The 21,040-nt window shown below is 63.7% G+C and carries 22 protein-coding genes; 8 read left to right on the top strand and 14 right to left on the bottom strand.

The window, feature by feature from the left end:
- Window positions 1-140 precede the first annotated feature (140 nt).
- On the top strand, window positions 141-926 hold the full coding sequence (locus NCS00_RS01585) for a ComF family protein (protein ID WP_034470781.1): 786 nt from the start codon (window positions 141-143) through the stop codon (window positions 924-926).
- A 22-nt stretch (window positions 927-948) separates the two neighbouring features.
- Window positions 949-1,419, top strand: a complete 471-nt coding sequence (gene trmL, locus NCS00_RS01580; protein WP_008351775.1) for a tRNA (uridine(34)/cytosine(34)/5-carboxymethylaminomethyluridine(34)-2'-O)-methyltransferase TrmL — start codon at window positions 949-951, stop codon at window positions 1,417-1,419.
- On the opposite strand, the gene NCS00_RS01575 is transcribed toward trmL, so the two are convergent.
- The 5 genes from NCS00_RS01575 to NCS00_RS01555 form a co-directional block, all read right to left on the bottom strand.
- On the bottom strand, window positions 1,416-1,937 hold the full coding sequence (locus NCS00_RS01575; RefSeq protein WP_034470502.1) for an O-acetyl-ADP-ribose deacetylase: 522 nt from the start codon (window positions 1,935-1,937) through the stop codon (window positions 1,416-1,418). The genes trmL and NCS00_RS01575 overlap by 4 nt on opposite strands.
- A 12-nt stretch (window positions 1,938-1,949) precedes the next feature.
- A complete protein-coding gene (locus tag NCS00_RS01570) occupies window positions 1,950-2,948 on the bottom strand; it encodes an NAD(P)H-dependent glycerol-3-phosphate dehydrogenase (protein ID WP_250438963.1) in 999 nt (332 codons plus the stop codon).
- A 27-nt stretch (window positions 2,949-2,975) separates the two neighbouring features.
- On the bottom strand, window positions 2,976-3,446 hold the full coding sequence (secB, locus tag NCS00_RS01565) for a protein-export chaperone SecB (protein WP_008351779.1): 471 nt from the start codon (window positions 3,444-3,446) through the stop codon (window positions 2,976-2,978).
- Window positions 3,447-3,516: 70 nt separating this feature from the next.
- Complete coding sequence (gene grxC / locus NCS00_RS01560; protein ID WP_008351780.1) at window positions 3,517-3,777, bottom strand: glutaredoxin 3; 261 nt, start codon at window positions 3,775-3,777, stop codon at window positions 3,517-3,519.
- Window positions 3,774-4,199, bottom strand: coding sequence for a rhodanese-like domain-containing protein (locus tag NCS00_RS01555; RefSeq protein ID WP_008351781.1), 426 nt, complete (start codon window positions 4,197-4,199; stop codon window positions 3,774-3,776). Before NCS00_RS01555 ends, grxC begins: the two co-directional genes overlap by 4 nt.
- 182 nt (window positions 4,200-4,381) lie before the next feature.
- Here NCS00_RS01555 and gpmA point away from each other — a divergent pair, with 182 nt between their 5' ends.
- The 3 genes from gpmA to NCS00_RS01540 all read left to right on the top strand — a co-directional run bounded on the left by gpmA (window position 4,382) and on the right by NCS00_RS01540 (window position 7,833).
- Window positions 4,382-5,128 (top strand): 2,3-diphosphoglycerate-dependent phosphoglycerate mutase, encoded by a 747-nt coding sequence (gene gpmA, locus NCS00_RS01550; protein WP_008351782.1) that lies wholly within the window; start codon window positions 4,382-4,384, stop codon window positions 5,126-5,128.
- A 248-nt stretch (window positions 5,129-5,376) separates the two neighbouring features.
- Window positions 5,377-6,960, top strand: a complete 1,584-nt coding sequence (locus NCS00_RS01545; protein ID WP_008351783.1) for a S41 family peptidase — start codon at window positions 5,377-5,379, stop codon at window positions 6,958-6,960.
- 102 nt (window positions 6,961-7,062) lie between these two features.
- A complete protein-coding gene (locus NCS00_RS01540) occupies window positions 7,063-7,833 on the top strand; it encodes a HesA/MoeB/ThiF family protein (protein ID WP_034470779.1) in 771 nt (256 codons plus the stop codon).
- A gap of 372 nt (window positions 7,834-8,205) precedes the next feature.
- Here the strand turns inward: NCS00_RS01540 and ptsP are convergent, their stop codons facing one another.
- The 7 genes from ptsP to NCS00_RS01505 form a co-directional block, all read right to left on the bottom strand.
- Window positions 8,206-9,966 (bottom strand): phosphoenolpyruvate--protein phosphotransferase, encoded by a 1,761-nt coding sequence (gene ptsP / locus NCS00_RS01535; RefSeq protein ID WP_008351786.1) that lies wholly within the window; start codon window positions 9,964-9,966, stop codon window positions 8,206-8,208.
- A gap of 221 nt (window positions 9,967-10,187) precedes the next feature.
- Window positions 10,188-10,457: an HPr family phosphocarrier protein gene (locus NCS00_RS01530; protein WP_008351787.1), complete on the bottom strand. Its 270-nt coding sequence runs from the start codon at window positions 10,455-10,457 to the stop codon at window positions 10,188-10,190.
- Window positions 10,458-10,494: 37 nt separating this feature from the next.
- Window positions 10,495-10,983 (bottom strand): PTS sugar transporter subunit IIA, encoded by a 489-nt coding sequence (locus NCS00_RS01525; protein WP_008351788.1) that lies wholly within the window; start codon window positions 10,981-10,983, stop codon window positions 10,495-10,497.
- 297 nt (window positions 10,984-11,280) lie between these two features.
- Complete coding sequence (gshB, locus tag NCS00_RS01520; RefSeq protein ID WP_008351790.1) at window positions 11,281-12,237, bottom strand: glutathione synthase; 957 nt, start codon at window positions 12,235-12,237, stop codon at window positions 11,281-11,283.
- A 52-nt stretch (window positions 12,238-12,289) separates the two neighbouring features.
- Window positions 12,290-13,579: a glutamate--cysteine ligase gene (gene gshA, locus NCS00_RS01515; RefSeq protein WP_033536547.1), complete on the bottom strand. Its 1,290-nt coding sequence runs from the start codon at window positions 13,577-13,579 to the stop codon at window positions 12,290-12,292.
- A 275-nt stretch (window positions 13,580-13,854) separates the two neighbouring features.
- Window positions 13,855-15,315 carry an ammonium transporter gene (locus NCS00_RS01510; protein WP_034470490.1) on the bottom strand — a complete coding sequence of 487 codons (1,461 nt, stop codon included), beginning with the start codon at window positions 15,313-15,315 and terminating at the stop codon, window positions 13,855-13,857.
- Window positions 15,316-15,346: 31 nt separating this feature from the next.
- The gene (locus tag NCS00_RS01505) at window positions 15,347-15,685 is read right to left on the bottom strand and encodes a P-II family nitrogen regulator (protein WP_008351794.1); all 339 of its coding nucleotides are present in this window, start codon (window positions 15,683-15,685) and stop codon (window positions 15,347-15,349) included.
- Window positions 15,686-16,078: 393 nt separating this feature from the next.
- On the opposite strand from NCS00_RS01505, the gene NCS00_RS01500 reads away from it, so the two are divergent.
- Both NCS00_RS01500 and NCS00_RS01495 read left to right on the top strand, forming a co-directional pair.
- Window positions 16,079-16,342: an accessory factor UbiK family protein gene (locus tag NCS00_RS01500; RefSeq protein WP_008351796.1), complete on the top strand. Its 264-nt coding sequence runs from the start codon at window positions 16,079-16,081 to the stop codon at window positions 16,340-16,342.
- A 94-nt stretch (window positions 16,343-16,436) separates the two neighbouring features.
- Window positions 16,437-17,981, top strand: a complete 1,545-nt coding sequence (locus NCS00_RS01495; protein WP_034470488.1) for a YifB family Mg chelatase-like AAA ATPase — start codon at window positions 16,437-16,439, stop codon at window positions 17,979-17,981.
- A 380-nt stretch (window positions 17,982-18,361) separates the two neighbouring features.
- On the opposite strand, the gene NCS00_RS01490 is transcribed toward NCS00_RS01495, so the two are convergent.
- Window positions 18,362-18,964: a hypothetical protein gene (locus tag NCS00_RS01490; protein WP_034470777.1), complete on the bottom strand. Its 603-nt coding sequence runs from the start codon at window positions 18,962-18,964 to the stop codon at window positions 18,362-18,364.
- Window positions 18,965-19,102: 138 nt separating this feature from the next.
- Between NCS00_RS01490 and NCS00_RS01485 the strand changes: the two genes are divergently transcribed.
- On the top strand, window positions 19,103-19,639 hold the full coding sequence (locus tag NCS00_RS01485; RefSeq protein ID WP_008351800.1) for a peroxiredoxin family protein: 537 nt from the start codon (window positions 19,103-19,105) through the stop codon (window positions 19,637-19,639).
- Window positions 19,640-19,688: 49 nt separating this feature from the next.
- Here the strand turns inward: NCS00_RS01485 and NCS00_RS01480 are convergent, their stop codons facing one another.
- Complete coding sequence (locus NCS00_RS01480) at window positions 19,689-21,032, bottom strand: sigma-54-dependent transcriptional regulator (protein WP_008351801.1); 1,344 nt, start codon at window positions 21,030-21,032, stop codon at window positions 19,689-19,691.
- Between the last annotated feature and the right edge of the window lie 8 nt (window positions 21,033-21,040).

Below are 21,040 nucleotides of genomic sequence, written 5' to 3'. Positions count from 1 at the left end.
TTTGCGGAGAGTGCGAAGTATACTCGGTCGTCTCGAAAACGACCCATGCGAAGTGCTGATACGAGGCATAAACGCTTCGTGAGGCGCAATGAATGCGCGTGTTTAGCGCATCGAGCCGCGATTTTTCCGATTCAGCAGTCATGAAAGCCGACAGCATTCGCCTTCCCTTCCGGACGCCCGTCACGGCACGCGCTCGCGGATTCGCGTCGGCGGCAAAACGGCTCGTCGCGTGCGCGCTGCCGAGCCAGTGCGCGTTATGCGGCAATTTGTCGCAAGCACTGCTGTGCGATGGTTGCGACGCGCAGTACTGGAATGAGCCGCGCTTGCGCTGTGCGACGTGCGCGCTGCCGTTGGCGGCATCCGCGATGCGACGCGAGCGCGAAGACCTGCGCGTGCACTGCGCCGCGTGCCTCGAAGCGCCGCCCGCGTTCAACGACACGCTCGCGCTCGCCGACTATCGCGCGCCCCTCGACACGCTCGCCGTCGAGTTGAAGTTTCGTGCGCGGCTCGCCGCGGGCGAGGCATTCGCGCGGCATCTGCATGCGCGTTTCGAGGACAGCGATCTGCCCGCGCCGGATGTGATCGTGCCGATGCCTCTCTCGCGCGAACGGCTCATCGCGCGTGGCTACAACCAGGCGTGGGCCATCGCGCGTCCGCTCGCACGCATGATGCGCGTGCCCGCCCACGCATCGATGATCGCGCGGGTCCGGCATACGTCGGCGCAATCGCGGCTCGATCGCGAAACGCGCCGCCGCAATGTTGCGAGCGCGTTCGCCGTCTCGCGCGATGTGCGCGGCACGCATGTCGGCGTCGTCGACGATGTGATGACATCGGGCGCGACGCTCGACGCGCTTGCTCGCACGCTGAAGCTCGCCGGCGCGCGGCGTGTCAGCAATTTCGTGGCGCTGCGCACGCCTAAAGATTAATCACCTTTATTAGAAGCAATCCATGTTCAACGTCGTACTCGTCGAACCCGAAATCCCGCCGAACACCGGCAACGTGATCCGCCTGTGCGCGAACACGGGCGCGCGTCTGCATCTGATCGAGCCGCTCGGCTTTCCGCTCGACGACGCGAAGATGCGCCGCGCCGGCCTCGACTATCACGAGTACGCCGAAATGAACGTGCATGCGGACTGGGATGCCTTCATCGCGAAGGAAACACCCGACGCCACGCGCATGTTCGCGTTCACGACGCGCGGCTCGACGCCGTTCTTCGATCACGCGTTCAGGCCGGGCGACTGGTTCGTGTTCGGCGCGGAGACGCGCGGCCTCGCGCCCGAATTGCTGGCGCACTTTGCGACGGAACAGCGCGTGCGCCTGCCGATGCGGCCGGGTAATCGCAGCCTGAATTTGTCGAATACGGTGGCGATCGTGACGTTCGAGGCGTGGCGTCAGGCGGGATTCGAAGGCGGCGCTTAAGCCTTTGCCGCTTCGAGTTCGGTTCGATAGAGCGCGAGCATGTCGTCCTGAAAGCATGCAAAGACGACACGCTGAACGGCGGGCGTGGAAGGCAAGGTGTCGATGACCGTGCGCACCGCGATCTTCACGGCTTCATCGTGAGGAAAGTGATAGATGCCGCAACTGATGGCCGGGAACGCAATCGACTCGCAGCCCGCTTCCTGAGCGAGTTCGAGCGAGCGCCGGTAACAGCTCGCGAGCAATTCGGGCTCGTTCTTCTTGCCGCCGCTCCAGCGCGGCCCGACCGCATGAATGACGTGCTTCGCGGGAAGATCGTAGCCGCGCGTGATTTTCGCGTCGCCGGTTTCGCAGCCGCCGAGCGTCTCGCACTCGCGCAGCAGGCCTTTGCCGGCCTTGCGATGAATCGCCCCGTCGACTCCGCCGCCGCCGAGCAGCGATTTGTTCGCCGCGTTGACGATGGCATCGACTTCGAGCGTGGTGATATCGACTTTCAGCGCTTCGAGCTTGGGCCTACGCACACACGCCTCCGATTACTCTGCTTTTGCGTCCCGACTGAGCAGCGCCTGCACGGCATCGCGCGGCGTCACGTTATCGAAGAGCACGCGGCATACCGCCTGCGTGATCGGCATCTCGATTCCGCGCGAATGCGCGAGCCCGAGCACGGCGCGCGCGCATCGCACGCCTTCCGCGACATGGCCGAGCGCCGCGAGAATCTCCTCGAGCGTGCGTCCGCTGGCGAGTTGCATGCCGACAGTGCGATTGCGCGACAGATCGCCCGTCGCGGTGAGGATGAGATCGCCGAGGCCGGTTAGCCCGGTGAAAGTCTCCGCGCGGCCGCCGAGCGCGACGCCTAAGCGCGACATCTCCGCGAGCCCGCGCGTGATGAGCGCGGCGCGGGCGTTCAGGCCGAGACCGAGGCCGTCGGAAATGCCCGTCGCGATTGCGAGCACGTTTTTCACCGCGCCGCCGACTTCGACGCCGATGACATCGTCGCCGGTATAGATACGCATCGCGCCATGATGGAACGCCGCGACCGTGCGCGCGCCCAGTTCCGCCGATGCGCTCGCGACCGTCAGCGCGACCGGCAAGCCTTGTCCCACTTCGCGCGCGAAGCTCGGTCCGGACAGCGTTCCGTTGCTGCGATGCTCGGGCAATTCGGCCGCGACGACCTCGTTGGGCAGACACTGCGTATCCGCCTCGAAGCCTTTGCACAGCCAGACGATATGCGCCGGTACGACGCCGGCGTCGCGCATCGAACGGCACAGCGCGCGCAGGCCCGCGACCGGCGTCGCGACGACGCACAGCGCTTCATCCGCCGATGCATGCGCGAGCGCCGCGGCGAAATCGGTCTCGAATGCGAGCGCCTGCGGCAGCGTCACGCCTTCGAGATAGCGCGTGTTTTCGTGCGTGCGGGAAAGTGATTCGATGAGCGCGGAGTCGCGCGCCCAGAGCTTCGTGTCGTGCCGGGTCGCGAGGTGGCCCGCGAGCGCGGTGCCCCATGCGCCGGCGCCGAGAACGGCTACTTTCATGCTCGGCTCCGGTCCGGCAGAGTCAGGTCAGTGCGTCGCGCCGTTCGCCGCGCCTTCCTGGGCGCTCGCGAGTTGGGCGATACGCTGCTCGTACAGCGCCTGGAAGTTGATCTCCGCGAGGTGGATCGGCGGGAAACCGGCGCGCGTGATCGCGTCGGCGATGTTCGAGCGCAGGTACGGGAACAGAATGGTCGGGCACGCGATGCCGACGAGCGGATCGATCTGCTCCGCCGGAATGTTGCGGATGTCGAAGATGCCTGCCTGCTTGGCTTCGATCAGGAATGCGACCTTGTCGGTGACTTTCGCCGTGACCGTGCCCGTGACCAGCACTTCGAAGACGCTTTCCGCGAGGCGGTCGGCCTTCACGTCGACTTCGACTTCGACCGACGGCATTTCCTGCTCGAGGAAGATAGCCGGCGAATTCGGCTGCTCCAGCGACATGTCCTTCAAATAGATGCGCTGGATGTTGAAAAACGGCTGGTTGTTCTCGTCAGACATTTTGATTTCCTAGGTAATCCGGTATGCGGCGCGCGTTCGTGTCGAATCGCGCGCCGCGAGTATGCATGTGTCAGGCCGATTCGAGCAGCGGCACGAGGCCGCCCTTTCGATCGAGCGCGGACAGATCGTCGTAGCCGCCGACGTGCGTCTCGCCGATGTACACCTGCGGCACGGTCCGCCGTCCGGTGCGCGTCATCATTTCCTCGCGCCGGCCCGGCTCGCGATCGATCAGGATCTTCTCGATCGTTTCGACGCCGCGGGACTTTAAAAGACGTTCGGCCATCTGGCAATACGGGCACACGACCGTGCTGTACATCACCACTTTTTTCACTTGACTGCTCCTTGTTTCACCACCGGCATGCCGGCTTTTTGCCAGGCGTCCACTCCGCCTTGCAAAACGTGGACCTCGGCGTAACCCGCCTCGGACACGGTGCGGCTCGCACGCTGCGATTCTTGACCGGTTTGGCAAACGAGCACGACCGGATTGCTCTTATTCTTCGCGATCTGGCCGATTTTTGCTTGAAGCTCCGTGGCTTCGATATTTCGTGCAGACGGCAGATGTCCCTTCGCGAATTCCGCGGCGGGCCGCAAATCGACGACCACGGCGTTGCGCCGGTTGATGAGCGTCGTGGCTTCGGCGGCCGAAATGCCGCCGCGCCCGCGCCGCGTGACGGCGGGCCAAAGGAGCAGTGCGCCGGAAACCAGCGCGATGACGATAAGTGCAATATTCGTGTAATCAGTGAAAAACTTCACGTCGAGGGCCGCCGAAATTTAGTAGGAAAGGAAGAAAGGGAAATGGGCGCAATCGGGGCATTATAAAATAACCGTTTCCCGCGATGGCCTCTGCCGTCCGGCCGATGGCGACACCCCGCCCGTTCGGGCAGCATGACGGGGTGCGATCGGCGCACCGCTTTTCCAACTGACCGACCGAAATCATGTACAAGCTAGTGCTCATCCGCCACGGCGAATCGACGTGGAACAAGGAAAACCGCTTCACCGGCTGGGTCGACGTCGACCTGACCGAGCAGGGCAACCGTGAGGCGCGCCAGGCAGGCGTGCTGCTGAAGGAGGCGGGCTACCAGTTCGACATCGCGTATACGTCGGTGTTGAAGCGCGCCATCCGCACGCTGTGGCACGTCCAGGACGAGATGGATCAGATGTATATACCGGTTGTGCATTCGTGGCGCCTGAACGAACGCCACTACGGCGCGCTCGCGGGCCTGAACAAAGCAGAAACCGCGAAGAAGTACGGCGACGATCAGGTGCTCGTCTGGCGCCGCAGCTACGACACGCCGCCGCCCGCGCTCGAACCGGGCGACGAGCGTGCGTCGTACAACGATCCGCGTTACGCGAAGGTGCCGCGCGAACAGTTGCCGCTCACCGAATGCCTGAAAGACACGGTCGCGCGCGTCCTGCCGATCTGGAACGAATCGATCGCACCCGCCATCAAGTCCGGCAAACAGGTCGTGATTTCGGCGCACGGCAACTCGATCCGCGCGCTGGTCAAGTATCTGGACAACATCTCCGATCAGGACATCGTCGGGCTGAACATCCCGAACGGCGTGCCGCTCGTGTACGAACTCGATGAAAACCTGAAGCCCATCCAGCACTACTATCTGGGCGATCCCGAAGCCATCGCGGCCGCGCAGGCCGCTGTCGCCAAGCAAGGCAAAGCGGGCTGATTCCGGCTGTCCGGCAGATGTTTCGCCTCACGAGGGCGCCATAACGGGCGCCCCTCGCGGCGTTCATGGCGCCCGGCTGACGAACCGCGAGCGGCATCGACAGGATCGCGTCGAAACGTGCGCGAGCCATCGCTTCAACGGATGAAAGCCTCAGGCATTTAAGTTGCGTTTAAGTCGCCAATCAAGGCGAGCGGGTATACTGGCCCGTCACCAACGATGCAGCCCATCCGATTCCGACCGCACTCTCTATGCGAAAGAACCTGAAAAACTTCGGCCTGGTAGCCGTTGGCGTTGCTGCCGGCGCACTCGCCACCCTGCAGATCTCCGCATCCGCACAGCAAGCTGCTTCCTCGCCTCTGCCGCTCGAACAATTGCGGCTTTTCGCCGAAGTTTTCGGTCAGATCAAGCACGAATACGTCGAACCGGTCGACGACAAAAAGCTCCTCACCGCCGCCATCAAGGGCATGGTGTCGAGCCTCGACCCGCACTCGTCCTATCTCGACAAGACCGATTACGAAGAACTGCAGGAACAGACCAAGGGCCGATTCGCGGGCCTCGGCATCGAGATTTCTTCGGAAGACGGCCTCATCAAGGTCATTTCGCCGATCGAAGACACGCCAGCGTTCCGCGCCGGTATTCGTCCGGGCGACCTCATCACGCGCATCAACGACAAGCCGGTGCGCGGCATGACGCTGGATAAAGCCGTGAAGCAGATGCGCGGCGAGCCGGGCACGAAGGTCACGCTCACGATCTTCCGCAAGAGCGACGACCGCACGTTCCCGCTCACCGTGACGCGCGCCGTGATCCGCGTGCAGTCGGTGAAGATGAAGGTGCCGGAGCCGGGCTACGGCTACATCCGCATCACGAGCTTCCAGGAGCGCACGGTGCCGGATCTCGCGTCGAAGCTGCAGGATCTCGCGCGCCAGCAACCGAATCTGAAGGGCCTCGTGCTCGATCTGCGCAACAACGGCGGCGGCTTGCTGCAAAGCGCGGTCGGCGTCGCGGGCGCGTTCCTGCCGGATAACGCCGTCGTCGTGTCGACCAACGGCCAGATCGCGGACGCGAAGCAGACGTTCCGCGACACCTACGACAACTATCGCCTGCCGTCCTTCGATTCCGATCCGCTGAAGAGCGTGCCGGAAATCTTCAAGAAGGTGCCGATGGTCGTGCTGACCAACGCGTATTCGGCGTCGGCCTCCGAGATCGTCGCGGGTGCGCTGCAGGATCATCATCGCGCGCTGATCGTCGGCAAGACCACGTTCGGCAAGGGCTCGGTGCAGACCGTGCGTCCGATGACCGCCGACAGCGCCCTGCGCCTGACGACGGCCTATTACTACACGCCGAGCGGCAAGTCGATCCAGAATCAGGGCGTGCGCCCCGACGTGCCGGTCGATCAATACGCGGACGGCGATCCGGACGACGCGCTCGTCACGCGCGAAGTCGATTACTCGAACCACCTCGCGAACACGCAGGATCCGAACGAGAAGAAGGAACAGGAGCAGCGCGAGGCGGATCGTCTGGAGCAACTGCGCATTCTCGAAGAGCAGAACGACAAGAAGACGCCCGAGCAGCGCCGCAAGGACCGCGAGCGCAAGCCGGTCGAGTTCGGCAGCGCGGACGACTTCATGCTCCAGCAAGGTCTGAACAAGCTGGAAGGCAAGCAGGTCGTGGAGTCCAAGTCGTACAGCGAACGCAAGCTCGCGCAGAACAAGCCGGCACGTTCGGCGTCCGCTCCGGTGGTTGCACCGCCTGCGCTGCCGGCCACGCCGGGTTCCGCGCCGGCGTCGGGCGCGCAGCCGGCATCGGCGCCTACCGCGCAGCAGTCGAAGTAACTTTTCCGTAGTCCCCGCAAAGGCTTCGCAGCGTAACGTTGCGAAGCCTTTCTTCTTTTCGCGCTTAGAATGCTTCGTTCGAGCAAGCCGATTCTTTCCGCGATGAACGACGACCAACTCCTTCGCTATTCCCGCCACATCCTCGTCGATGAAATCGGCATCGAGGCGCAGCAGCGCTTTCTCGACGCGCACGCCGTCATCATCGGCGCGGGCGGACTCGGCGCGCCCGCGGCGATGTATCTCGCGGCGTCAGGTGTCGGAAAAATCACGCTCGTCGATGCCGATACTGTCGATCTCACGAATCTCCAGCGGCAGATCGTGCACATGACGCGATCGGTCGGAGCGCCCAAGGTGGAATCGGCACGCGAGACGTTGAGCGCGCTGAATCCGGACATCGACGTCATCGCGGTGAACGCGCGCGCCGACGCCGCGTGGCTCGACATCAACATGCCCGGTAAAACCGTGGTGCTCGATTGCAGTGACAACTTCGCGACGCGTCACGCGATCAACGCGGCCTGCGTCACGCATCGCGTGCCGCTCGTGTCGGGCGCGGCGCTGCGTTTCGACGGGCAGATCAGCACCTTCGACTTCCGCGCACCCGATTCGCCCTGCTACGCGTGCGTGTTCCCGCCGGATCAGCCGTTCGAGGAAGTCGCGTGTTCGACGATGGGCGTGTTCGCGCCGACGGTCGGCATCATCGGTGCGATGCAGGCGGCGGAGGCGCTGCGCGTGATCGGCGGTTTCGGCGAGACGCTCGCGGGCCGGCTGATGATGCTCGACTCGCTGCGCATGGAATGGAACACGATGCGAATCGCGCGGCAGCCGGATTGCGCTGTCTGCGGAAACACCGGAAGCCGCGAAGCAGCGCGCTAAATCGGTCGCGTCTTACGCCGTCGACCGGACGGTCCGCTTAAGCTCATCGATTCTTCAATCGCAGGGCGGATCGTTCTTTGAGCACCATCACTTCGCCGGCGAGCGCGCAACGCGGGCTCACGCAAAGCGCGTTCGCGCGGCCGTCGCTTCCGCGAATCCCCCGCACACGGAGTTCCGCACGCCGTATCGCGTGATCAATTTCCACGCATGCAATAGTTGCTTCAACGACACGACGTGCGACTTCGACAACCGCGATTTTCTGTGGTGTCCGCGCCGGCGCGGCAAGCCCAGCCGCTTTCAATGCACTTCGGCGATCTCACCCGAGCAGGTCATCGCTCGGGTGGATCGACTGATTGCGGATCACGGCTTGGCCTAGACCTTCTGCAACGCCGTGAGCGCGGCCTGCAATTCAGCGGGTTCGTAGGCCGCAAGCACATCCGCGACCGGCTTTTCCAGCGCCTTCAGGTTCGAGCGCAGAATTTCCTGCTTCACGATCAGCAACTGGCTCGGATGCATCGAAAACTCGGTGAGCCCGAGGCCGAGTAACAGACGCGTGACGGCGGGATCGCCCGCCATTTCCCCGCACACCGACACCGGCACGCCCGCGCGCTTCGCCTCGCGCAACGTGAACGCGATCAGGTTCAGCACCGCCGGATGCAGCGGATCGTAAAGATGCGCGACGCTGTTATCGGCGCGATCGATCGCGAGCGTGTACTGGATCAGATCGTTCGTGCCGATCGACAGAAAATCGAGCCGGCTCAGGAACAGCCGCACGGCGATGGCTGCCGCCGGAATCTCGATCATCGCGCCGACCTGAACCTGACGGTCGTACGCCACGCCTTCGTCGTCGAGTTGACGCTTCGCCTCGCGGATCAGATCGAGCGTCTGGTCGATTTCCTGTGCGTGCGCGAGCATCGGAATGAGAATCTTGGTCGGCCCGAACGCCGACGCCCGCAGAATGGCGCGCAGTTGCGTGATGAACATCTGCGGCTCGGACAGGCTCCAGCGGATCGCGCGCAAGCCCAGCGCGGGATTCGGCGCGGTTTCGTAGCCATCGCTTCCGGTCATGGAATCGAGCGGCTTGTCCGCGCCGACATCGATCGTGCGGATCGTCACCGGCTTGCCGTTCATCAACTCGACGGCGCGCTTGTATGCCTCGAACTGCTCCTCTTCCTCCGGCAACTGGTCCTTGTGATTCATGAAGAGGAATTCGGTGCGGAACAGGCCGACGCCCATCGCGCCCGCTTCGACGGCGACTTGCGCGTCTTCCGGCAATTCGATGTTCGCGCACAGTTCGATCTTCGTACCGCAGAGCGTCTGCGTCGGCGAGAATTTCAGGCGCTGGAGCTTGCGCTGTTCCAGCAGTTTCTCGCTCTGACGATACGAATACTCTTCGAGAACGATCGGCGCCGGATCGACGATCACGATGCCATGATCGCCGTCGACGATGATGAGATCGTTCTGGCGGATCAGCACGCTCGCCTGCTGCACGCCGACGGACGCCGGAATGCCGAGACTGCGCGCGACGATCGCCGTATGCGAGGTGCGGCCGCCGAGGTCGGTGACGAAGCCCTTGAACGCCTGCGTCTTGAACTGAAGCATGTCCGCCGGCGCGATATCGTGGGCGACGACGATCATTTCGTTGTGCCCGTTGCTGGCGGCCGTATGCACGACGAGCGACGCGGCCGTCGGCGCGCCGGCCAACGCTTTCAAAAGACGCTCGACGACCTGCTCGACATCCGCCTTGCGTTCGCGCAGATATTCGTCTTCGATCTCGTCGAAATAACCGCCGAGGATTTCCAGTTGCTCGGTGAGCGCCCACTCGACGTTGTAGCGGCGCGTGCGAATCAGGTCGATGGTTTCCTGCACGAGCATGGCGTCGTTCAGGATCATCGTATGGACGTTGATGAACGCGCCCATTTCGCTCGGCGCATCGGCGGAAAGGTCTTCGCGCAGCGCTTCGAGTTCGGCGAGGACGGCCGCCTGCGCCGCGTGGAATCGGGCGATTTCCGCGTCGATCTGATCCGGCTCGATCAGATAGTGGTCTACGTCGAGCGCCGCCGGCGCGATCAGATACGCGCGCCCAATGGCGATGCCGCGCGAGACGGGAATTCCATGCAGCGTGAAGGACACGCGCCCTCCTCTAGTTCTTTGAATGTCGCGGTCTGCCAGGCGCCCCCTCGACGGGCACAAACCGCGCGTCCATTATATGTTCGATCGTGCTCACAAGTCCCTGAACACCCGGTGACGACAGGGCCGGAACGGTTGCACGACGTTACGCGAAAGCGTGATGCGGATACGAAAAAGCCGCGTCGATGCGCGGCTTTTCACTGACGGACACTGCGGCGAAACGCTTACTGCCCTTCTCCGAATTTATCGGCGATGAGCGCGAGAATGGCTTGCATCGCTTCGGCTTCGTCTGCGCCTTCGGTTTCGATCGTCACCGTGCTGCCGATGCCCGCCGCCAGCATCATCACGCCCATGATGCTTTTCGCGTTGATCCGGCGCCCGTTGCGGCTCATCCAGATCTCGCATTGAAAATTGCCCGCCAGTTGTGTGAGCTTGGCCGAAGCGCGTGCGTGGAGCCCCAGCTTGTTCACGATTGTTGTTTCTTGTTGCAGCATGATGCTCCGAAGCGCTAGATGGATGAAATGAGCGGCGTCAGTGGCTGGCGGCCTTCGCGCTGATGAGATCGGCGCTCGCCGAGCATGCCGGATCGGGCGAGCCGGCGGCCTTCGTCGCGAGGGCGCAGGGGTTGAGCGGCGTGGACGAATCCAGTTCCTGGATGCCCTTCGAGCCGCCCTGAAGAATCTTTTCGGCGAGCGTGTCGAGCGGCGTCGCGCGGTAGCAGACGGCGCGCACGAGCATCGGCAGATTGCAGCCGGCGAGCACGCGCACATCGGTGTCGTGCAGGCTCGCCGCGATGTTCGCGGGCGTCGCGCCGAACACGTCGGTGAGCACGATCGCGCCGTTTTCTTCTTTCAGGCGATCGATTTCGGAGCGCGCGAACGCGCGAACTTCGACCGGATCGCAGTCGGGCATCACGTCGATGACGCCGATGCGCGCCGGCAAGCCACCGTAAATATGTGCGATGCACTCGCGTAGCGCGGTGGCGAAAGGTGCGTGCGCGATGATCAGAATGCCAGCCATGTCAGGAAATTGCCTCAGCGACAAATCAACGACGAAAAATCGGACAAATACGTCGGAGTTCGCTCGAAAGCGCGCGAGCGGCGCGGAACACAACTCTAAAGTGGATGCCGTTACAACGAAATCAACCGCCTTCCAGCTTCATTACCCCAAGCCTGCGCGTCGATGCTTAAGCGAACTTTAAGCGCACTTTTAGACGCGATCGCGCCCCAGAAACGCGGGCGCGGGAAAGTCAATTCTAACAGTCCCGCCGAGGTGAGTTTGGCGCGCTGTCCGCGCGCGTTTCGTTGGCTGGCAGACTCAGTGCGCCGCGCGCTCGAGCGCGTCGATAAACATGCCCGCAACGTCGAAGCCGGTCTGATCCATGATTTCGCGAAAGCACGTCGGACTCGTGACGTTGACTTCGGTGAGATAGTCGCCGATCGCATCCAGCCCGGCGAGCAGCAGGCCGCGCGCCTGCAGCACCGGCCCGAGCGTCTCGGCGATTTCGCGATCGCGCGCCGACAGCGGCTGCGCGCGCCCGAGCCCGCCCGCCGCGAGATTGCCGCGCACTTCGCTGCCCTGCGGAACGCGCGCCAGCGAATACGGCACCGGCTGACCGCCGATGACGAGAATGCGCTTGTCGCCATCCTTGATTTCGGGGATGAACTTTTGCGCCATCACCGTGCGCGCGCCGTCCTCGGACAACATCTCGACGATCGAGCCGAGATTCATCCCGTCCGCCTTCACGCGGAACACGCCCATGCCGCCCATGCCGTCGAGCGGCTTCAGGATCACGTCGCCGTGCTCGGCGTGGAAAGCGCGCAGGCGCGCGGCATCGCGCGTGACGAGCGTCGGCGTGACGAACTGCGGCCATTCCGCGATGGCGAGCTTCTCGGAATGATCGCGGATCGCCTGCGGCTTGTTGAAGATGCGCGCGCCGTTGCGCTCGGCGATCTCCAGCAGCCACGTCGCGTTCACGTATTCCAGATCGAACGGCGGATCCTTGCGCATCAGCACGGCGTCGAAATGCGTGAGCGGCAGATGCTCGGCCTGCTCGGCGGCATACCACGGCCAGCGGTCACTGTTGGCCTCGTCGCCGACGATCGCGATGCGCCGCGCGCTCGCCTCGACCTTCGTTCCGGTCCACGCGAGATGCTGCGGCTCGCACGCATAGAGCACGTGGCCGCGCCGCGCGGCTTCGGCCATCATCGCGTAGGTCGTGTCCTTGTAGATCTTGAAGCGATCGAGCGGGTCGGCGATAAAGAGGATGTTCATGACGATTTGCTAGTTCGGTGCGCGGCCTGCGAGCTTACCGCAAGCCGCGAACTCACACCTGAATGGCTTCAGGATCGGTCTTTTCGAGCTCGACCGATGCCGCCAGCAGCGCCAGCCGCGCCACCACGCCGTACATGTAGAAGCGGTTCGGCGGCGCGGCGCCGGGCTTCGCGTGCGTGTCGGGCAACGCCGTGTGCTCGAAGCCGAGCGGCACGAAATGCATGCCCGGCGCGTTGAGGTTCTGATCGCGCTCGCGCGAATCGTGCACGCGGTAAAACCCGCCGACGACATACCGGTCGATCATGTACACGACCGGCTCCGCGACCGCATTTTCCACGCGCTCGAACGTATGCACGCCTTCCTGCACGATCACGTCGTGAACTTGCAGGCCTTCCTTGGCGTCGTTCATCTTCGTGCGTTCGCGCTTGGTCAGCGCGGCGACTTCGCTCGCGTCGTGGACGGTCATCACGCCCTTTCCGTACGTGCCGGCATCCGCCTTGATGACGACATACGGACGCTCGCTGATGCCGTACTCGCGATACTTCTTCGCGATCTTCTTGAGCACGCCGTCGATGGCTTCCGCGAGCGCTTGTTCGCCCGTGCGCGCTTCGTAATCGACGCCTTCCACATGCGCGAAGTACGGATTCACCATCCACGGATCGATCTCGACGAGCTTCGAGAACTTCTTAGCGACGTCGTCATAGCAGGAGAAATGGGTCGACTTGCGGCGCACCGCCCAGCCGGCGTGCAGCGGCGGCAGCAGATACTGCTCGTGCAGATTTTCCAGCACGGGCGGAATGCCGGCCGAAAGATCGTTGTTGAGCAGGATCGAGCAGGGATCGAAGTTCTTCAGGCCGAGGCGCCGCGGCGTGCGTTCGAGCGGCTCCAGCACGATTTTCTGGCCATCGGCGAGCGCGATGGTTACAGGACCGTGGATATTCTCGTCCAGCGTGCCGAAGCGGATGTTGAGCCCCGCTTGCCGCATGATGAGCGCGAGGCGCGCGACGTTCTCGAGATAGAACGCGTTGCGCGTATGGCGCTCGGGAATGACGAGCAGATTCTTCGCGTCCGGGCAGATTTTTTCGATGGACGCCATCGCTGCCTGCACCGCGAGCGGCAACACTTCCTGCGGCAGATTGTTGAAACCGCCGGGAAAGAGATTGGTGTCGACGGGCGCGAGCTTGAACCCCGCGTTGCGCAGATCGACGGAACAGTAGAACGGCGGCGTGTGCTCCTGCCATTCGAGCCGGAACCAGCGCTCGATGGCGGGCATGGCCTCGAGGATTTTCCGCTCGAGATCGAGCAGCGGGCCACTTAACGCCGTAACAAGGTGCGGAACCATGTATTACTCGCGGAAGAAGACAAAAGATTGTAGAGCAATTGCTTTGCCTAAATGGGTATCAACCGCCAATTGACAAGGTTTTGCGGCCCGCGCCGCGCCGCTTCCACGCACTTTTCCGCCTGTCGCTTCAATAGGTTTGGGCGCCGCCTTCGACGAAACCCGGACGGAAATGGCGCACCAAAAAAAATGCCCGCCATAAGGCGGGCGAAGTCGCTGCGCTCGTTCCTTGCTCGCAGCCTACGCGCTCTCGCGGCGCGCCGGTTGCGGCGTAAGACTTACTCGACGTGCTCGCCGTGCAGCGTGACGTCGAGACCTTCGCGTTCCTGTTCTTCCGTGACGCGCAGGCCCATGGTCATGTCGATGATCTTCAGCAAAACGAAGCTGACGACGCCGCTGTAGACGAGCGTGACGAGCACGCCCTTCGCCTGCACGAGCACGCTGCCGTCGAAGCCGCCGATGTCCTTCACCGCGAACACGCCCGTCAGCAGCGCGCCGATGATCCCGCCCACGCCGTGCACGCCGAACGCGTCGAGCGAGTCGTCGTAGTTGAACTTGTGCTTGAGCCACGTCGCCGACCAGAAGCAGACCACGCCCGCGACAATGCCGATCACGATCGCGCCCGTCACGCCGACGAAGCCCGACGCCGGCGTCACCGCCACCAGACCCGCAACCGCGCCCGAGATGATGCCGAGCACCGACGGCTTGCCCTTCGTGATCCACTCCGCGAACATCCAGCCGAATGCGGCGAACGCGGTGGCGATCTGCGTCGTGAGCATCGCGAAACCGGCACGGCCGTCAGCCGCCACTGCCGAACCCGCATTGAAGCCGAACCAGCCCACCCACAGCATCGATGCGCCGATCAGCGAGAGCACGAGGTTGTGCGGCGCCATCACTTCGCGGCCATAGCCGACGCGCTTGCCGAGCACGAGACAGCACATCAGACCCGCGATACCGGCGTTGATGTGAACCACCGTGCCGCCCGCGAAGTCGAGCACGCCAGCCGATGCGAGCCAGCCGGTAGGTTCCCAGACCATGTGCGCGATCGGCGAGTAGACGATCAGCGACCACAGCGCCATGAACACGAGCATCGCCGAGAACTTCATGCGATCCGCGAACGCGCCGGTAATGAGCGCCGGCGTGATGATCGCGAACGTCAGCTGGAATGCGAAATAGACCGACTCGGGGATCGTCACGGCCAGATGGCTGACGGTAAGCGTCGTCGCCTTGTCGCCCTTGATGTAGGCCATGCCGTGCAGGAACACGCGCGAGAAGCCGCCGAGGAACGAGCCGCCCGGCGTGAACGCGATGCTGTAGCCGACGACCGTCCAGAGGATCGTCACGAGACAGCAGATCGCGAAGCTCTGCATGACCGTCGCGAGCACGTTCTTCTTGCGGACCATGCCCGCGTAGAAGAGCGCGAGGCCGGGAATCGTCATGAACAGCACGAGCGCCACCGAAGTCAGCATCCACGCGGTGTCGCCGGAGCTGATCTTCGACGAATCGACCATGACCGGCTCGGTCGGTGCGGCCGGCGCGGCATCGGACGCGGCGGATGCGGCTTCTGCCGCCGATGCCGCCTGAGCCGACGACGCCATCGCCGTGTTGGCGCTTTCGGGCGCGCTTGCAGCGGGTGCCGAGGCTGCGGCCGGAGCGGACGCATCCTGGGCGAGAGCGGTGCCGACATTCGCGCCGATCAGCGCGCCCGCCACCAACAGTGACATCAAAAAGTTACGCATTCTTCTGGTTCCTCTTATCGCCAATTTCTTGTTAGAGCGCGTCGGCGCCGGTCTCGCCGGTGCGGATGCGGATCACCTGTTCGATTGAGGTGACGAAGATCTTTCCGTCACCGATTTTTCCCGTGCGTGCGGCGCGTTCGACGGCTTCGATCGCCTGATCGACGATGTCGTCCGAGACGGCCGCCTCGATCTTCACTTTCGGCAGAAAGTCGACGACGTACTCCGCGCCCCGATACAGCTCGGTGTGCCCCTTCTGTCGGCCAAAGCCTTTCACCTCGGTCACGGTGATGCCCGAGACGCCGATGGCCGAGAGCGCTTCACGCGCTTCGTCCAGCTTGAACGGCTTGATGATTGCGGTAATGAGCTTCATGTATCCCTCGCTGTGGTGTGCTGATCCTTCGATGCCGTCCATTGAAGCGTGCAGAAAAGGTCGCGCCACTTATGCAACTCGTATGCCATGCGAGCATCCATGCGGCTTTGCGCGATTTCGCGAAACAATCGCACGAAGGGTCGGCCGAACGGCTAACGCGGGCCGCGCGTGCTGGCGTCGGGGTAGGTTCATTGCTAGAGTGGTCCAGAGGTCCCGCAAAAAGGGGCATGGGCGGACAACGCGAGCGCGCGGCGGCGCTAAAATCGCGGCGCCTCAAAGGTGCTTCGACGCGCGTTCGCGCATTCGGCGGCGCGCACCAATATCGAACATTCGATAATTCGGGGCACTGACCTAACAATGAATGCACTTTTTTTGTGCAAGAAGGGAGAAACGATGAAGCAGCCCAACGACGTTTTCAACGATTTGCAGCAGAAGATGAGCGATCTCTTCAAGAATTCGCCCGCGAAAGACGTCGAACGGAATATGAAGGCGATGCTCTCGCAAGGCTTTTCGAAGCTCGATCTCGTGACGCGCGAGGAATTCGACACGCAGACGCAAGTGCTCGTCCGCACGCGCGCTCGTCTCGAAGAACTCGAAAAGCGCGTCGCGCAGCTGGAGCAGCGTCTCGCGGGCGGAAATACGGCCGCGCAGGACTGAGGCGCCAGCACTGCCTATCGCGTACCTCGGCTAGCGAGCCGTGAGTTTCTAGTTTTATTGCCGGCGCGGTCCATGCGCCGTTTCAGGTGAAATCATGTCGCTTGCCGTGGTACGCAGCCGCGCGCCCGCTCCTGGGCGCGCGCCCGAAGTCGTCGTCGAAGTCCATCTCGCCAACGGGTTGCCGTCGTTTTCCATCGTCGGTCTGCCCGATCTCGAAGTCCGCGAAAGCCGCGAGCGCGTGCGCGCCGCGCTGCAGAACTGCGGCTTCGATTTCCCCGTCCGCAGAATCACCGTCAATCTCGCACCCGCCGATCTACCGAAGGAAAGCGGCCGCTTCGATCTGCCGATCGCGCTCGGCATTCTGGCCGCGAGCGGACAGATTCCGGCTGCAGCGCTCGAACATCGCGAGTTCGCGGGCGAGCTTTCGCTGACCGGCGCGCTGCGTCCGATGCGCGGCGCGTTCGCAATGGTCTGCGGCGCGGCGCGCCACTATGCATCGATGCGCGATGCAGCCCCGCCAATCCCCGAAATCTACGTGCCGCTCGCAAGCGCGGCGGAAGCGGCGCTCGTGCCGGGCATCGAGGTCTTCGGCGCGGCGGACTTGCCCACGCTCTGCGCGCATCTGAACGATGTCCCCGGCGCCCGTCTGCGACCCGTGCAAGCCGCTCCGCTTCCCTCGACAGCCGCGCCGTCCGCGGATCTCGCCGATGTCATCGGCCATCCCGCCGCCCGCCGCGCGCTCGAAGTGGCGGCTGCGGGTGGTCATCATCTGCTGATGGTCGGTCCGCCCGGCGCGGGCAAGTCGATGCTCGCCGCGCGCCTGGCCGGCCTGCTCCCGCCGATGAACGACGACGAAGCGCTCACCTCCGCCGCGATCCTTTCGGCGAGTTCGCTCGGCTTTACGCCCGAGCAGTGGCGGCGACGGCCGTTCCGCGCGCCGCATCATTCGGCGAGCGCGGCGGCGCTCGTCGGCGGGCGCAATCCGCCGCAGCCAGGCGAGATCACGCTCGCGCATCTCGGCGTCCTGTTTCTCGACGAGCTGCCCGAATTCGACCGAAAAGTGCTGGAAACCCTGCGTGAGCCGCTCGAAGTCGGCCAGATCACGATTTCGCGCGCCGCACAGCAGGCGGAATTTCCGGCGGCCTGCCAGCTCGTCGCCGCGATGAATCCATGTCCGTGCGGCTGGCGCGGCGACCCGAGCGCGCGCTGCCGCTGCTCGCCCGATGTCGCCGCGCGTTATCTGCGCAAGCTGTCGGGTCCGCTGATGGATCGCATCGACATTCAGATCGAGTTGCCGGCGCTCTCGCCCGCGGAACTGTCGGCGCGCGGCACCGAGCGCGGCGAGTCGAGCGCCGTCGTCGCGGCGCGGGTCGCGGCGGCCCGCGACATACAGACGCAGCGTCAGGGCAAGATCAACCGCGATCTCGACGGCCGCGAAGCCGACGCCGTCTGCCGCCCCGATTCCGCCGGCGAAGCCTTGCTGCGCGCTGCGGGCGAGCGCTTCGGCTGGTCCGCGCGCGCGTACTACCGCGTGCTGAAGGTCGTGCGGACGATCGCGGATCTCGCCGGCGCCGATATGCCCGACGCGTCCCATGTCGCGGAAGCCGTTCAGTACCGCCGGGCGCTGTCGATCGCCTGAAGCCAGCGCGGACGCGGGGTGGTCCACGCGATGCTAAGCGGAAAATTACTTGTCAAGACTTGACTTATGCACACTGAAGCGATCCGGGGCGGTCCTTCGTCTGATCAAACCCCGGTTTTGGCCACATTTCACAGACCATTGATTTTATTGAATTATTTAACTTGCCGCGAACGAAGGCAAACTAACGTAAACCGCATGAGTCGGGCTTTTGAGCGCTACCACACACTGTTTTCCACAAAGTTATCCACAGACATTGTGGATAGCGCAAAAAGTCCATATGAATCCGAGAATTAGCGCGTAAACTTCTGAAGGAACTTCGGCTATTTCCGACACACTAAGACACTTCTTAAGTTAGTGCCTGCAGAATTCGAGGCCTTCCTCTAAAACAGTTTGAAGGACGAAAAGAACTGCTCGGCCTGCTCGGTCGGCGTCGTCTTGTCTGACACGATCGCCAGTTGATAGACGTGCGCGCCGCGCGCCACGAAGCGCGCGTGAATCGTCCGCGACTCGCGCTTCTCCCCCCCTTCGCCCTTCACCTCGATCTCGCTGCCCAACACGCGTCCGCCCGCCGCGAGGTCGATCTGCGTCGCACGCGCCTCGGGCTTCGCATTCACGTTGCGCGCGAGACCTTGCTGGAGGAAATCGAGTGTCGCGCGCTGCAATTGCGGATCGGCGCTCGGCAGCACGACCGTGCCGACGGCGAACACGGCGTCGCCGGCTTCTGCGGTCTGCATGCGCATCGTCATCGACCGGCCTGCGATGTCGATCTTGCGCTCCTCGGAACGCGGCTTCGCGGGCAGCGTCACTTCGTAGCCGTCGTCGTTGTTCGTCACGGTGCGCCAGTCGTATGAGGGCGTGCACGCGAGCAATGCGCCGCATGTGACAGTTGCGCACATCAGCTTGTTGGCGGAAGCAATATTCGGAAGAAAGCGCGCGGCCGCGCGCCGCAAACGGACAGGAAACACGGGGAAAACTCGTTTCATGAGGAATCGCTGCGTGAAAACCATCATTATCGCGCTGCGATGCCGGGCTTATCGGCGCGTCACGAACGCATCCCGAAATTGGCGCTAAAATACGCAGCAGTCTCCGTTCCGTTCGCCGGAGCGCCATCCGAGGTTCCCATGTCCCAAGCCACGCAAGAAACATCCACGCGCGCGAAGAGTCCGCTGCGTTACATCGTGATGGCGCTCGTCGCGGGCGTGATCGCCTGCACCGGGTATTTCGCCTTCGGCGGCCAGCAGAAAGTGCCGGACGCGACCTTCACGCTGCTTTCGGGACAGAAGATTTCGACGTCGGGCGATCTGAAGGGCAAGGTCTATCTCGTCAATTTTTGGGCGACGAGCTGCGAGACATGCATGAAGGAAATGCCGCAGATGATCGACACGTACAACAAATTCAAGGGCCGCGGCCTGGAGTTCGTCGCGGTCGCGATGAACTACGACGCGCCGATGTACGTCAACAACTACGCGCAGACGCGCAAGTTGCCGTTCAAGGTCGCGATGGACGACGGCAGCGCCGCCAAGCAGTTCGGCAACGTGCAACTGACGCCGACGACCTTCGTCATCGACAAGAACGGGAAGATTTTGAAGCGCTATGTCGGCGAGCCGACGTTCGCGGAACTGGATCAACTGCTCGACAAGGCGCTCGGTTCGGCCTGAACGCCTTTACGCAAACACGCAGCCCGCTGGCGACAACCAGCGGGCTTTTTTATCGCTCGGACGAATCGCCTTTCACGACGATTCCGTATCGCTTGATCTTCTCGTACAGCGTCGCCTTGCCGAGCTGCAGCCGATCCGCCGCCACCGCGACCGCGCCGCCGCACTGCTCCAGCGCCTGCCCGATCACCGCGCGCTCGAACTGCTCGGTGCGTTCCTTGAGCGATTGCGTCGATGTGTCGAGCGCCGCCGCCGCACCGCTGTCGTCGAGAATGCCGAGCACCATGCGATCCGCCGCGTTGCGCAACTCGCGCACGTTGCCCGGCCAGTCGCGCTGCATCAGTTCGGCGCGCTGACGATCCGTGATGAGCGGCGCGGGCCGCTCGTAGCGCACGGCCGCATCGAGCAGAAAATGCTCGAAGAGCGGCACGATATCTTCGCGCCGCTCGTTGAGCGGCGGCAGCGTGATCGTCACCACGTTCAGCCGATACAGCAAGTCGCGTCGGAACGTGCCATCGGCGACGAGTTCGTTCATGTCGCCCTTCGCCGCCGCGACGACGCGCAGATTCGCGCGCACCGGCTGATTCGAGCCGAGCCGCTCCAGCACGCCGTCCTGCAATACGCGCAGCAGTTTCACTTGCAATGACAGCGGCATGCTCTCGATTTCATCGAGAAAGAGCGTGCCGCCCGACGCGTGTTCCAGCTTGCCGATACGCCGCTTCTGCGCGCCCGTAAACGCGCCTGCCTCGTAGCCGAACATCTCCGATTCGAACATCTGCTCCGGCAGCGCGCCGCAATTCACCGCGATGAACGGCTTGTCGCGACGCGGCGACATGTCGTGCAGGCTGCGCGCGATGAGTTCCTTGCCCGCGCCCGTATCGCCGTTGATGAGCACGGAGGCATCCGTCGGCGCGATGTTCGCGATCAGCCGGCGCACCTGCTCGATCGCGAGACTGCGCCCGATGATGCGGCTCTGCCCCGCGCCCGCCAGCTCGCGCCGCAGCGCCTGGTTCTCGAGCACGAGCGTGCGGCGCTCCAGCGCGCGGCGCACCGCTTCGATCAGGCGCTCGGACGCGAACGGCTTTTCGATGAAGTCGTAGGCGCCGTCGCGCATCGCCTGCACGGCCATGGAGATGTCGCCGTGGCCGGTGACGAGAATTACCGGCACTTCGGGCGCACGCTCGCGGCATTGCGCGAGCAGATCGAGGCCGCTCGCGCCGGGCAAGCGGATATCGCTCACGATCACGCCGGGGAAACTCGCGTCGATCGCGCGCGCGGCGGATTCGACGCTGCCGTGCCCGATCACGTCGAAGCCCGCGAGTTGCAGGCTCTGCACGCTCGCGCGGCGCACGAGTTCGTCGTCCTCGATGAAGATCACCTGCAAACCGGTGGTCATGTGTTGCT

The organism is Caballeronia sp. AZ1_KS37, assembly GCF_023631165.1.
Classification (GTDB): domain Bacteria; phylum Pseudomonadota; class Gammaproteobacteria; order Burkholderiales; family Burkholderiaceae; genus Caballeronia; species Caballeronia zhejiangensis.
This window is presented reverse-complemented; position numbering and strand designations above follow the sequence as displayed.